Consider the following 12,730-nt stretch of genomic DNA (forward strand, 5'->3'; position numbering starts at 1 on the left):
AACTCACAACTTCGAGTTCAGAACTTGAAATTTTTAGCTCTGAACTCGAAACTTTTAGCTTAAAATTTGGAACTCCGAGATATTATCTCCAACATCCAACTAATGTACGCATTTACGCATATATAGGATTCCTATTTGATTTTTGAAAGAACTGCGTACACCTCTAACTCCCTTTTTTCCCATTCCCTATCCCCTATCCCCCATTTCCTGTTTCTACAAGTCAGTTCACGAATCAAATCGGATTACTATATCTTGCTCAACTAATGCCAAACACTGACTCTACCGTTGACTTTATAGAATCCCTTGCATCCTTCAAAGTCTGGCTAATTGGATGCTTAGCCTGCAAAAACACACGAGCACAGTTGCGCCCTGGCATTCCAGAGATAGAACCACCCGGATGCGTCCCTGCACCAGTTAAAAACAGGTTATCAATTGGGGTTTTGTAGTTTGCTATTTCTGGCAAGGGACGGAAAAACACCATTTGATCTAGTGTCATGTCAATGTGATAGTAATTGCCTTTGTACGCACCTAACCTTTCTCCCAATTCCGCAGGACTTTCCACACGACGCGCAATAGTCGCATCTTTGACATTGGGTGCATAGGTTGCCAACTTATCAATCACTCTGTCTGCAACTTTGTTTTTTAACTCATCTGTCCATCCAGTACCTTTTAAACCAGTACCCTCTGCACCTGCAATTTGATAGGGGGCGAAAAACTCAATCCACAGAGTGTGCTTACCTGGCGGTGCTAATGTGGGATCAAGGGCGCTAGGCATCACCACATACATCGAGGGGTCAGAATCGGGAATCTCTCCCAAGGTACATTTACTATGAGCCTGTTCTACGTGACTCACGGAATCTGCAATTAAGATAGAGCCAATGAGATATTCATCTTTGTGCGCGTGATATGGAAAGCGCAGCGGTTCATCTAAAGCTAAATCTATCTTGAGGATAGTTTCGTTATTATTAACGATGCGACGTTCTAATCTTTCCCTTAACTCTGGAGCGACTGCATCGATATCGCTCTTATCAGTCATTTGTAAAAACAACCGCTGGGCGTCAATATTAGAAATCACCCCATGTTTAGCACGATATTCTTTACCACCAGCCACCCGTACACCAACTGCTTTTTTATCGTCAATCAGGATTTTGTCAACGTGCTGGTCTGTTAAAATAACCCCACCTTTACTTTTAACTAAATTCACCAAAGCTTGCACCAGTGCGCCAGTACCGCCACGAGGTCGAGCCATACCAGGGTTATGACGCATTGCCATCATTATTGCACCAATAGCCAGGGTTTTTTGCGATGGTGGCGCACCAAGTTCTGATGCAAGTCTTGCCAAAGGTGCTTTGAGAAATTCCTCATCAAACCACTCGTTAACCAAATCTTCAGCACTGGTTAACATGTTGCGAATAAAGTCAAGGGTTTTATTTGGAGAACCAATTACTGAAAATAAATCTTTCAGTTTTGTAATGTCATAGTTACCAATAATATCTATAACTGATTTTGGCGGTGCATTAAACATAGGAATCATTGCACCTAATGCCCGTTGCCAATAATCTGTATATTCTGCATATTTTTTGGCATCGCGCTCATTATAACGGGCGATTTCTGCACAAGTCTTTTCCAACGACTTGTGACCTAAAAAATACTTGCCATCAGGATGAGGACAGAAAACAACTGGATCACATTCTAAATATTCCAAGCCGTATTTTTCTAGTTCTAGTTCTTCAACAACTGGCCCTAAGTGAATGAATTCATGATCAATAGCGCACAAGTTAAATTTAAATCCAGGAGCTTCTTGCGGTAAACATTCTTCAGTTGTCGCCGCACCACCTGGAACAGAACGCTTTTCCAGCAGCAGAACGCTATAACCTGCTTTGAGCAAATAAGCAGCACAAACTAGACCATTGTGTCCTGCACCAATAATTACAACGTCATACTCTTGCATAATTGTTATTTTAGAATGCGCTAGTTTTATAATGTTAGGCAGTTATTAAGAAGTTTACATCACTCATTAGGTACAAAAATTAATATTTAGGATTGCTTCTACCACCAAGGATATACGACGGTTGATTATGAAGGTATTTGCTTCATTTGAGTTTCTATCATAAGTGTCAAAATTCCTTTTTCTACTTCTAAATCTTTGATCATAAATACCACATCTTCCCATTTTAAAGATGGTAGGTTTACGAGTTCTTTGATTTTCTGCATAATTGCCACACCTAGCTCTATTGAAATACCCTCACCTTGAGTACAGTGAAAACCCTCTAGCATTAAAGGCTGTGAATGAGTGCGTGGGCGAATGATTCCCGTAAAACCTAACGGGCGAGTATTGCCCATTTCTTTTAACAGCACCTTTGCGCTGAATTCTATTTTGCCATTACCAGGTAAAAATATCTGAATTTCTTGTAGAGAAAAACCCACAATTTCGCCATCTACTTTCAACTCCAAATTTTTGGCTTTGCTACGAATCAAGTCCGAGGTTAGAGCACGGTTAATATCTGCCTCTATCAGTACAACACGAGCAGTAGTGTTTACTGGTTGATTTAGTTCTATTTGACCAAAAAGGGCACTTAACGGATTGATGGCAATACTATCTGTTTGCAGTTTAATTTCCTGTACGCGGATATCTTCTTTTATGATCAATCCTTGACCACTAACCGAAACTCCATCCGCCTGTCCTTGGAATATTTTTAACAAATCAGTTTGTACATCTATGTCAATTTCTTCTACTTTATCCAGTTGGTTGGATACCACTCTTTCAGCTTCCTGCGATAGAAATTGCTCCTCTAATCGTTGCTCGTCAGGCATGAATTTATAATCTCCTAAATCCTATTACTGTTTACTGTAAATGCTGGATCTCAGAAGCGTATCTATAAGACGATATATCTAAATAGGAGGATAAAAGAAATCAACAAAAAGTATTTCACCTTTTTATTTTTGCATTTTGAATAACAAGCATTTGCACACCTCCACGCGGGACAATAGTAATACCACGACGTATTGGATGTACTGGACGATTATCAGTAAGAGCGAGTTGAAACCGCGATAAGATTGTAGCTAAGACTAGTTTCATTTCATACATAGAAAATACTGCGCCAATACAACCACGATAACCACCCCCAAAAGGTAAATATTCATAGGGTGAAAATTTCTGATTTAGAAACCTTTCTGGTCTAAACTGTTCTGGTTGTGGGTAAGTTTCGGCTCGGCGATGTGCTAAATAGATGCACGGAACTAAAATCGTTCCTGACGTGAATTTATTACCCATTATTTCTACGGCTTCTCTTACCATTCGCGGTGTGCAAATTAAAGCAATGGGGTAAATTCGCAGTGTTTCTTGACAGACGGCAGTGAGGTAGGGTAGTTGTGTGATTGCTTCTGGATTTGTTGGATTATCTAAAGTGTTTAATTCTTGCATTAGCTGATTTTGAACTTCTGGGTGGGAGTGAATCAAATAAAAGACCCAGGCTAATACACCTGCTGTTGTTTCATAGCCTAACAGCAGTAATGAAACTAATTGATCGCGTAATTCCTCATCTGTCATCTGCTGTCCATTCTCATCGCGCGCCGACATCAGCAGACTAAGAATATCTGTACGTTCAGCATCATTTTGCCAACGTCTTTCATGAATTTCTGCATAGATAAGTTTATCTATTTGCTGTCGCCTTCTTAAGAAACTTCCCCAAGGACTCCATGCGCCGAAATCTTGTTGTAATATGGGGAAGAAAAACAAGCTAGAATACCAAGGCTTAGTTACGTCTTCTAACAAAGAACTCAGCTGTGTTTTTAATTGTTGGTAACGCACACCAGGACTAACACCAAATACTACTGCCAAGATAATTTGTAAAGTGATATCGGACATTAATTTATGTATAGAAACCGCTGTACCTAATGTCCAATCTTTGGTAGCTTTTTCAGTAATTTGACCAATTGATTGCCCATAAGATTTGATGCGATCGCCATGAAAAGCTGGTAACAATAACTGACGCTGACGATAATGCGATCGCGTTTGTTTTAGGACAATTGAATTTTCACCAAATAAGGGTTTAAATACATGGGTTGCCTTCTGAAAATCTAACTTTTGTGCAGGCACGGCAAAACAATCACTAATTGCTTGAGGATGGCTAAAAAATACTACTGGCGGTGAATTAAATCCCATTACCCGCACTGTGAAAGTATTCCCATACTTGGCGGCACAATTTTCTAGAAATTTTGTAGGTTGAGTAATTAATTGTAGCGTTTGTAGTAATGCTGGTGTGCGTAGCTCGTTAGATATGGTCATTATTAATTTAATACTTTTAAGATTTAAGTTTTTATTTATAGGAGGTGATCAAATTAATTACTATTAAATTTTATTTTATAAATTTTTTTATCAACTTTTGCATTAATCTTCAGAGAGATTTTGCCCAAAGCTTCCCGAAAACATTTTGAGTAGGGATCGACTGAAATTCTATCTTTTGGTTATTTTATATTGCACTCTCATTGTGTATTATTAGGCGCTTTTCAAATGATTAGACAATAACAGGACTTACGCAACTGGCACATGGCGATCGCAACTTAGTAGTACTAATGTATTCTATCAAAGGAGATATCTTTCATTAGCTCCTATTCTCTTATTAAGGTGATTTATGAAAATAATTTTACCGATGAAGAGGGCGACTGAATAAATCCTAGAGTGAGCATTGCTCAAAATAAAGCAAAGCGACAATCAACCGAGAATTTCCCTTTTCCAGGAGATCAGCCAAAAAATGCTGTAGTTTTTCGGCGCGTGGCCCTTCATCTAACCTAAACACAGCTTGCATCATCATTCGCAGGGTAATGGCTTGGTTGGGAGATTCGGATGTAAAAGCAGTGGGGTTTTTAGGCCATTCAATACTTTCATAAATTTTTTACTACTTAAACTAACTGAAAAGCTCGATTTTTGTTGAATGGCGATTTAAGATACTTATCCTGATGTTGTGAAAAAGCAATAAACCGTCACAACCTCGAAGATGTAAAATTTTTGTTAAATTCAACGAGCATCTACAGTTTCATCTCATCGTCAAAAGGTACTCAGCATGACTGCAATCTCTCCAAAGGCATCTTCAGCGCTTCCCAATTTTTCTGAAGGGATTCAATATTTTGGTGAAGCGTTACCAGATTTTGAAACTTATGGTGCAACACCTGCTATAGAGTCGGGCAAAATCGCGATCGCATCTCCCACAGACAAAGCAGCTGTATATCAAACTTTACTGGCTGCTGATGCCCTCCGCTACCTGACTTTACAAGTTACCGCTAGTAAGGCTTCTGGACATCCCGGCGGATTCGCCAGCCAAGCAGAGGCTTACGCATCTCTTGTCATGCTGGGATACAAGAACATTATCACCGAAGTCGGACACCACGCCCCCGGATTTTATAGTGCCATGTTCTTGGATCGTTCGCTAGAGGATATGGGAATTTTTACAGTTCAACAATTGCGCGATCGCTTCCGAGAAAAGCACGGACTTTTAGGACACCTTTCCGGTTTCATTCCCGGTATTCTCGCACCTGCGGGGCCTTTAGGACAAGGACAACACTTTGCAATGGCGGCTGCACTGTTACACAAAGATAAGTTATTTCCCTTTACAGTTGGGGATGGTGGATTGGGTGAGCCTTATATTGTCAGTGCGATCGCCCATTTCCATACTGCTTATCCGGCTGTCACCAACTTTTTACCGATATTGGTGTGGAACGGTTACAGCCAAGAACATCACAGCATGGTTTCCCTGAAAACCAACCCAGAGATGCAAGCATATTGGCAAGGTAACGGTTTTGATGAAGTGGTGTTAGTGGATGCCAAAGATTTCGACGATCAAAACCAGCCAGGGGATTACGTTGATAGTACCGCCTTTTCCTTCGAGAAACGCCTAGCATTTACTCAAGCAGTACTTTCTGGTGTGGATCAAGCAGCGCGATCGGCATTGGGTGGTAAACTTACCGTCTTCATTATTAAACAACTCAAAGGTGCAGGAGTCCACGCGCGGGGAGCAAAATCTCACAACCTCTATCCTAAAGATACGCTAGATGCAACCCATATTGTTAGTGCATTGCAAACCCGTGCTTTATCTGCCCAAGCTTGGCAATTAGTCAGAACAAATGCAGAACGCGCCGGTGGAGGGCCAGCAGCCAAAACTGTGGTGACAGAATTTGAATTACCATTACCAGAATTAGGCGAATTACCTTTAGAAGAATATGCAGTTGGAGGGGAACCAAAAGTTTCTACAACCTCAATGGGACGATTGGTAGGAATAGTTGGAAATAAAGATCAAAATTTCCTCGTCACCAACGCCGATGGTAACGAAGCATCAGGAATTGCCAACATCAACCAAGCATTAAAGATTATCCACCCCACAACCGACGACTTATATAATCAAGCACCAAATGGACAAGTTTATGAACCATTGAGTGAAGATGCTTGTGCCGGTTTAGCTGCGGGTTTAGCATTAATGGGTGCGAGAACTTTGTGGTGTTCTTACGAATCTTTTGCCATCAACGGATTACCAATTTGGCAAACTGTGACTCAAGCAATGGCAGAATTGCGCCGTCTAACTCCCTCGACTATTACTTTATTCACAGCTGGGGCATTAGAGCAAGGGCGCAACGGTTGGACTCACCAACGTCCAGAAATTGAAGCTTACTTTGCTTCGTTGATGCGAAATGGAAATGTTTTCCCATTATTTCCGCCTGATGCTAATAGTATTCAAGCCTGTTATGATTGGGCATTGAAAACTAAGAATAAGGGAATTGTGATTACAGCTAGTAAGTCACCATTGCCAATTCGTACAACTTTAGAACAAACTCGTCAAGGGTTGCGCGATGGTGCAGTGCTATTACATAAAGTCGCTGGTGATAAACAAGTTGTGTTTGCAGTTATTGGCGATATGACATTAATGCCAGTTTTTGAAGCTGCTGCTTTTTTAGAAAATGAAGGTATTGGTGTGAAGATAGTTTCTGTAATTAATCCTCGACAGTTATATCGTCCTGATGATACCGCCTGGGAGACTTGTTCAGAACCACAAGGCGGTTTCTTGGACGATGCCAAATTTGCCGAATTATTTGATGGTGATGCGCTAATTGCTGTTACTGGTGGTGCTGCGGGGATGCTAGAACCTATCTTGTTAAGGAGTAATTGTAAACGCGATACTTTCGCTTGGAAACGTGGCGAAACTACAGCCAGTGCTGGCGAGTTGATGGCCTTTAATGGATTGACTGCTGAAGCGTTGACGAAACGTGCGATCGCATTAGTGCATTAAGCTGGTTTTTGTAGGTAGAATAGTTTGGATTTCTAGCCGCATGTATACGCGGATATACGCCGATAAATTGGCGTTTTGAAGCGTATATTTGCGGTTATTTTTATAATTTTAATATATTAGTATATATAAAAAAAGATGGTTAGAAGAATTATATACACAAGTATTTATAATAATGTCTGAAAGAGGTGCTATTCCTTTTTTAATGGCAACCGCTACTAGAATAAATAAAACACAATCTAATAGTTAAACTGGACTTTTTATAAAAATTCTGAATTTAAAACTAGAGATAAAGAAGATGCAACTCATAAATTTCATTTGACTGTATGCCTTGATAAATTACAAATTTATCAGCCGCGATCGGTTTAAAAATAGTCTACAATAGGGTCATACTGAAAATCTTTCTCAATCTTAGAAGTTAATTATGATTCCTATTTACCTCTAATAAATTCTAGTCAATTCTCTCAATCATTAGTTCCTATGTACTAAATATCTCCGTTTCTTTGGGGTGTGACAGTTAAGGGTGCGGAATGTGGGTTTTATATCTGATTTGTTCAACAGTTTCGCACCGGGAACTAGTCTAAACTCCAGTTAAATATTACCAGCATTAAAAATCTGCTCTGCGGTTAAATTCAATTCTGGGAAAGTGGGTGAGATAATGCATAGTTTACCGCCGCAGGCATCGCTGGGCTACGTAATCTACAATCCAATATTCAGCGTTTATTTGATTTTTCGGAGTATTTAGCGATAAATTCTTCAAACGTAACTAGTTTTTTTGTAGGGCTTGAGTTATCGGTTAATCCTCAAAGTGAAACTAACTGATATAAGCTGAAATTCAGGAGGCAAGGGCAATCCATGCCGAGCCGCTTACTACGAGTCAATTTAATTAACTTTACATTGCGTAACGTTGTTTGATTTATTCTTGCCCACTGACTTGGTTTTAATATACTAAAAAGTTAGCAAAAAACTAGAAAAATTAGGTTAAAAGTACTATTGCTACCTCATTTTCAACACTTGAGCAAAAATACCAACGTATCCAAAAAGAGTTAATGGCTGGGGCGATCGCCCTCGGCGGTGTGTTTATGATTGGCACTTTCTGGTATCGATTAGTAGAAGGCTGGTCATGGGAAGACGCGGCTTATATGACAGTGATCACCTTAGCTACTGTAGGATATGGAGAGACGCACCCACTGGGTAATCGAGGACGATTGTTTACAATTGCTTTGATTTTGTTGGGTGTAGTCAATATCGGTTACATTGTCAATAGATTTACCGAAGCCATAATAGAAGGCTATTTTCAAGAAGGAATTCGGCTACGGCAACAGAAGCGATTAATGGAATCCCTAACAAAACACTACATTATTTGTGGATTTAGTCGGACTGGTCGTCAAATTGCCAAGGAATTTCGGTCAGAAGATGTATCTTTTGTAGTAATCGATTCCGAGATGGAATCTATACAAAGGGCCCAGGCAGAAGGTTACACAGCATACCAAGGTGACGCTACATTGGATGATACGCTTTTGAAAGTCGGCATTGAACGGGCGATGTGTATCGTTGCAGCACTCCCTTCCGATGCCGAAAATTTATATATCGTTTTATCAGCCAAAACACTGAATTCGGGAATTCGAGTGATCGCCCGCGCAAGTACAGAAGAGGCTTTGCAGAAGTTACGACGCGGTGGTGCAGATGAAGTGATATCCCCCTATATTACTGGTGGTAAGCGCATGGCTGCTGCGGCACTCAGACCCCAAGTGTTGGATTTTGTAGACGGGATTTTGACAGGTGCAGACCGCCAGTTGTATATGGAAGAATTTTTACTCGATCCGGCTTTTTGTCCCTTTGTCGGTCAAACTTTACAAAAAGCGAGATTGCGATCGCAATCTGGGGCATTAGTTCTAGCAATTCGTCGCGTTGATGGTAATCTCATCGGTGGCCCCACTGGCGATACGGTTTTAATGCCGGGAGATCGGCTGATCTGCATGGGTACAGCTGAACAATTGCGTAGTCTTAATCAAATTCTTGGCCCAATTGGTTCCCAGAAATTGCGTGAACCGAAGAATAGTTGATGCGGAGTGGGGGAAAGCTTTTGACTATTGACTATAATTAGCAAACCTCGTCTAGCCACTGCAAAATACTGGCTTTGCTCTCTGCTAATCCTTTATAAACCAGTGACTCCGGTGTCATGGACTCAATTGCAGCATGGAGCTTAGACCGTAACACTGAGTCTTTTTTGACCACGCCACAATCTCTAAAGTAAGTACGAATAGTAAACAGCGCTGCTTCATACTCCGGTAGTCCCCAAATTACCTGTCGCTCAACTCGCAGGTAGAGTTTGGGGTGCTGCGGATCAAAGTTTCTACCCCGCCACTGACTGACTGAAACACCAGACGGTGCTTGAGGATGGTGATTAAGGCGGGTGTCGGTACTCAAACCCCAAGCAAAGCGAACCATTGGTTTGTGATCAATCATTGTATTGACGATCGCATCTGCTCGGCGATTGATTTTTTCTATACCTGCTACAGGTGCATGGATTGTAGCAAAATCTTTGCCAATTTTTGTCTCGGCTGACCAGTGGTTGGGATAGCAAAGATGAACTGCACTTAGCCAGTTGCTATCATCGTTAGAACGGCAGATAACTGTTAGGTCTTCCTGCATCTGTGCTGCTAAAGCGTCGAGGGTAGAGGTATAAGCTGGAAAGGCTGTGCTACCCTGGACTTGCTGTAACTCCCAGTCAGCATTGAGGTAGAGGGTTTCTTTGGTAAGTTGACTGTGAAATATCCAAGTATTATCTATTGACTTTTGGCAGCAAAATTGGTAGGGATATTCTTGAGTGAGGCGTTTAATTATGAAATGGGCGATCGCTCCTGCCACAGCTTTAGAATAATTGCAGGTTTGATAGTACTTACTTAACCGTTCTGCACGGGCTAACAGTTTAACCTGTCGGTAGTGGGTGAAATTATCATCAATTTGAAATATCTGCCGATCAGTCTGATCATTACCCAAACAGGAGCCGAAAAGCATCATCCCTGGCTTGACTTCATAGCGTCCGCTCATTAGCGGGAAGTAACAAGGCGCACTCTCAGAGGCTTCGACTGTCCTGGCTTCCTGAAATAAGTTTTCTAGAGACATAGGTGCTGCGATGCGTCTTTGCATACCCATTTTTTAGCCTCACCATTTTTAGCATACATGAAGAGTGAGGGAGTGGAGGTGTGGAGGGAGAATAATAACCTTGAACTCTTGACCCTTGACCCTTGACCCTTGACCCTTGACTCTTGACAATCAACCAATCTCTTTCCACTCATGCATGGGTGCTATGCCTTTAGTAACCGATTCGATTATGGTTGGAGGAGCTTCCGATATTAAGATGCTGGGATAAACTGCTGTACCCCATTTGGGATGTATTAGTACACAGCATTTGTTTTTAATTACTGGATAGTTGAGTAAGGCTTTGACAACTGCTGTGTCGTTGTGGGGAATTGCTCCAGGGTGGGACATTAAAGGATAGCCAGTACGGGGGTCAATTAGGTCTGTTAAATAACCGCGATCGCGCAAATTAAATGCCAAATCACACCCAAATCTCATAAATGTTTCTCGTAAACGTTCTTTTTCTGTCTCGATTTCTGCCGTACTTTCCACTAGTTGATATTGCGATTGCTGTAGGACAATCACTACCCATAAAAATGGTTGCTCTTTCCAATCTGGTAATATCCGTTCGCAGTTGGCACAGATATACTTGGTAGGGGCATGAATTGAAATTTGAACCGCTTGTCCCGTTTTGCCAACCAAATTAATGGGACAGCCTTGCTCCGAAGCGTAAACTTTGGGATAGTTCACTACATTGATTCGGTTTTTGCAAGTTTTTTAAATTGATCCTCGGTATAGATGATATCTCTTAAAAGTTCCGAAAAATCATCTAATTTCTATAAATAGTTTATTTTTCTTTGAAGCAATTGTTGATAATTTGTGAATTTTAATCTGATTTTTATGTTTTATTAATCTGTTCTAATGGTCTTGCTGCGATCGCTCCGGAAATTTGGACGATCAAAATTGAAAAACATGACCACTAACTCAGCAGATTTGCGATCAAAGCCAAAATGGCATAACTGTCAAAGAACCTGTCCTAAATAGTCGTCTGGTAAAGCAAAACCTGTTTGAGTTTTGCCCAAAGGTGAGCATAAAAGACAAAGTTAATCGTTTCTACGAGACAAAGGTTAAGCTTTACCCAATTAATTAAGTTTTAAAGAATTCACTGGAACATCATCCCAAGAATCAACTGTCCGTAATCGCGCTACCCAACCTGCTGCCTTTTGCATTTCGGTCAAATTCTGCTGAAAGGAATCATGACAATCTTTGGCTTGAGACTCATTACAACAAGCAATACAGGCATGAATTATGCCAGATGGATCAATTTGCTCATTTACCCAAATAGTCATGGAGTATCTCCTAAAAAACTGTAACTGAAAAAAAGATTGGTAATTTTAGAATACTATTAGAACTGAAAATTGTAGAGCCAATTTTGGCAGCCAAATCAGGAAATTAATTAAAAAAGATGCATGTAATTGCATAGTTACCTTACTATTCACCAATGTCCGGTAAGACCGATTTTGCTCTTTTGTATAAATTATTTCAATTCCTTGGGCGATCGCATAGAGCAAAATCCTTTGGGAGTCCGTGAGGATTAGGGCAGGTGCAACCTGCTTTAGAGCAAGAAGCTGGCGGAATCGGTTAAAGACGTAGTTCAACGCATCATTGAAAGGACAAAAGTGGCAAATACTTACCACATAGGCGAAGTTTGCCAAATCCTAGCTAAGGAGAATCCCGAGGTGAGGGACAAGGGTAGGTGTTGAGCAATTGTCAGGGCAGTGAGTGATTTTAGTTGTAACGTGAGAATGTGGAATGGAGAACATGCTGTTGCGTTGCAGTTGCAGTACCTGAAATCATTTAACTACCTGCCCCTTCATAAGGTCATGAGCGGATTTAGCATAGATAACAGCATCATATAAAGCTCGTATGAGCTTTATAATTACTTAAGCAGAGATGTTCTCGCCTTAAACATAAAATTAACTTATGTTTTATTCAACATACGCAAATATCACAAAACTAGGACTTTACACAAGAATCAATTGCGTTTTTTTCAAAAAAATAATGCGTTTTTTTCAAAAAAAAACTAAACTTCACAAGATATCGAATTTTTGATAAATAAACAAAATACATCTCTGTGAAAAATAAACTTTATATTATATATTTTTTTGGATATATTAAGACTTGACATAAAGTTTCATATTTAATATTTGGTAAATAGCTTTACATGACAATGGAAATAGTGATATATAGTCAAGTGTGTTAATTAAGCACAAACAACATTGAAAAAACCATTTAAACGAGGTCTTTTCTCCGATTTTGGTCAATTATTACTGATGAAATTCATAGGTAGTTGTTTGAATTTGACAAATTCA

Annotated in this window: 8 protein-coding genes; 2 read left to right on the forward strand and 6 right to left on the reverse strand. The window is 40.3% G+C overall.

The genetic code is table 11. The annotated features are described in order from the left end of the window. Nucleotides 1–256 precede the first annotated feature (256 nt). The 3 genes from crtO to IQ246_RS00210 form a co-directional block, all read right to left on the reverse strand. Nucleotides 257–1,981: a beta-carotene ketolase CrtO gene (gene crtO / locus IQ246_RS00200; protein ID WP_339379180.1), complete on the reverse strand. Its 1,725-nt coding sequence runs from the start codon at nucleotides 1,979–1,981 to the stop codon at nucleotides 257–259. 95 nt (nucleotides 1,982–2,076) lie between these two features. Continuing rightward, nucleotides 2,077–2,814 carry a DUF2993 domain-containing protein gene (locus IQ246_RS00205; RefSeq protein WP_193998978.1) on the reverse strand — a complete coding sequence of 246 codons (738 nt, stop codon included), beginning with the start codon at nucleotides 2,812–2,814 and terminating at the stop codon, nucleotides 2,077–2,079. Nucleotides 2,815–2,929: 115 nt separating this feature from the next. Further along, a complete protein-coding gene (locus IQ246_RS00210) occupies nucleotides 2,930–4,288 on the reverse strand; it encodes a cytochrome P450 (RefSeq protein WP_193998980.1) in 1,359 nt (452 codons plus the stop codon). Between the two features lie 775 nt (nucleotides 4,289–5,063). Between IQ246_RS00210 and IQ246_RS00215 the strand changes: the two genes are divergently transcribed. Together IQ246_RS00215 and IQ246_RS00220 are read left to right on the forward strand one after the other, a co-directional pair. Further along, nucleotides 5,064–7,277 (forward strand): phosphoketolase, encoded by a 2,214-nt coding sequence (locus tag IQ246_RS00215; protein WP_193998982.1) that lies wholly within the window; start codon nucleotides 5,064–5,066, stop codon nucleotides 7,275–7,277. Nucleotides 7,278–8,323: 1,046 nt separating this feature from the next. Further along, nucleotides 8,324–9,340, forward strand: a complete 1,017-nt coding sequence (locus IQ246_RS00220; protein WP_193998984.1) for a TrkA family potassium uptake protein — start codon at nucleotides 8,324–8,326, stop codon at nucleotides 9,338–9,340. Between the two features lie 37 nt (nucleotides 9,341–9,377). On the opposite strand, the gene IQ246_RS00225 is transcribed toward IQ246_RS00220, so the two are convergent. The 3 genes from IQ246_RS00225 to IQ246_RS00235 all read right to left on the reverse strand — a co-directional run bounded on the left by IQ246_RS00225 (nucleotide 9,378) and on the right by IQ246_RS00235 (nucleotide 11,707). Next, nucleotides 9,378–10,427, reverse strand: a complete 1,050-nt coding sequence (locus IQ246_RS00225; RefSeq protein ID WP_244141886.1) for a DUF3445 domain-containing protein — start codon at nucleotides 10,425–10,427, stop codon at nucleotides 9,378–9,380. Between the two features lie 126 nt (nucleotides 10,428–10,553). Continuing rightward, nucleotides 10,554–11,108 (reverse strand): methylmalonic aciduria and homocystinuria type D protein, encoded by a 555-nt coding sequence (locus IQ246_RS00230; RefSeq protein WP_193998986.1) that lies wholly within the window; start codon nucleotides 11,106–11,108, stop codon nucleotides 10,554–10,556. A 392-nt stretch (nucleotides 11,109–11,500) separates the two neighbouring features. Next, on the reverse strand, nucleotides 11,501–11,707 hold the full coding sequence (locus IQ246_RS00235) for a glycogen debranching protein (protein ID WP_193998988.1): 207 nt from the start codon (nucleotides 11,705–11,707) through the stop codon (nucleotides 11,501–11,503). Between the last annotated feature and the right edge of the window lie 1,023 nt (nucleotides 11,708–12,730).

It is taken from the genome of aff. Roholtiella sp. LEGE 12411, from assembly GCF_015206995.1.
Lineage (GTDB): Bacteria > Cyanobacteriota > Cyanobacteriia > Cyanobacteriales > Nostocaceae > Komarekiella.

What these genes read in the sequence shown, in the direction of transcription:
- IQ246_RS00205 (WP_193998978.1), bottom strand. Translation starts at nt 2,814, where the DNA reads ATGCCTGACGAGCAACGATTAGAGGAGCAATTTCTATCGCAGGAAGCT.
- IQ246_RS00210 (WP_193998980.1), bottom strand. Translation starts at nt 4,288, where the DNA reads ATGACCATATCTAACGAGCTACGCACACCAGCATTACTACAAACGCTA.
- IQ246_RS00215 (WP_193998982.1), top strand. Translation starts at nt 5,064, where the DNA reads ATGACTGCAATCTCTCCAAAGGCATCTTCAGCGCTTCCCAATTTTTCT.
- IQ246_RS00220 (WP_193998984.1), top strand. Translation starts at nt 8,324, where the DNA reads ATGGCTGGGGCGATCGCCCTCGGCGGTGTGTTTATGATTGGCACTTTC.
- IQ246_RS00225 (WP_244141886.1), bottom strand. Translation starts at nt 10,427, where the DNA reads ATGCAAAGACGCATCGCAGCACCTATGTCTCTAGAAAACTTATTTCAG.
- IQ246_RS00235 (WP_193998988.1), bottom strand. Translation starts at nt 11,707, where the DNA reads ATGACTATTTGGGTAAATGAGCAAATTGATCCATCTGGCATAATTCAT.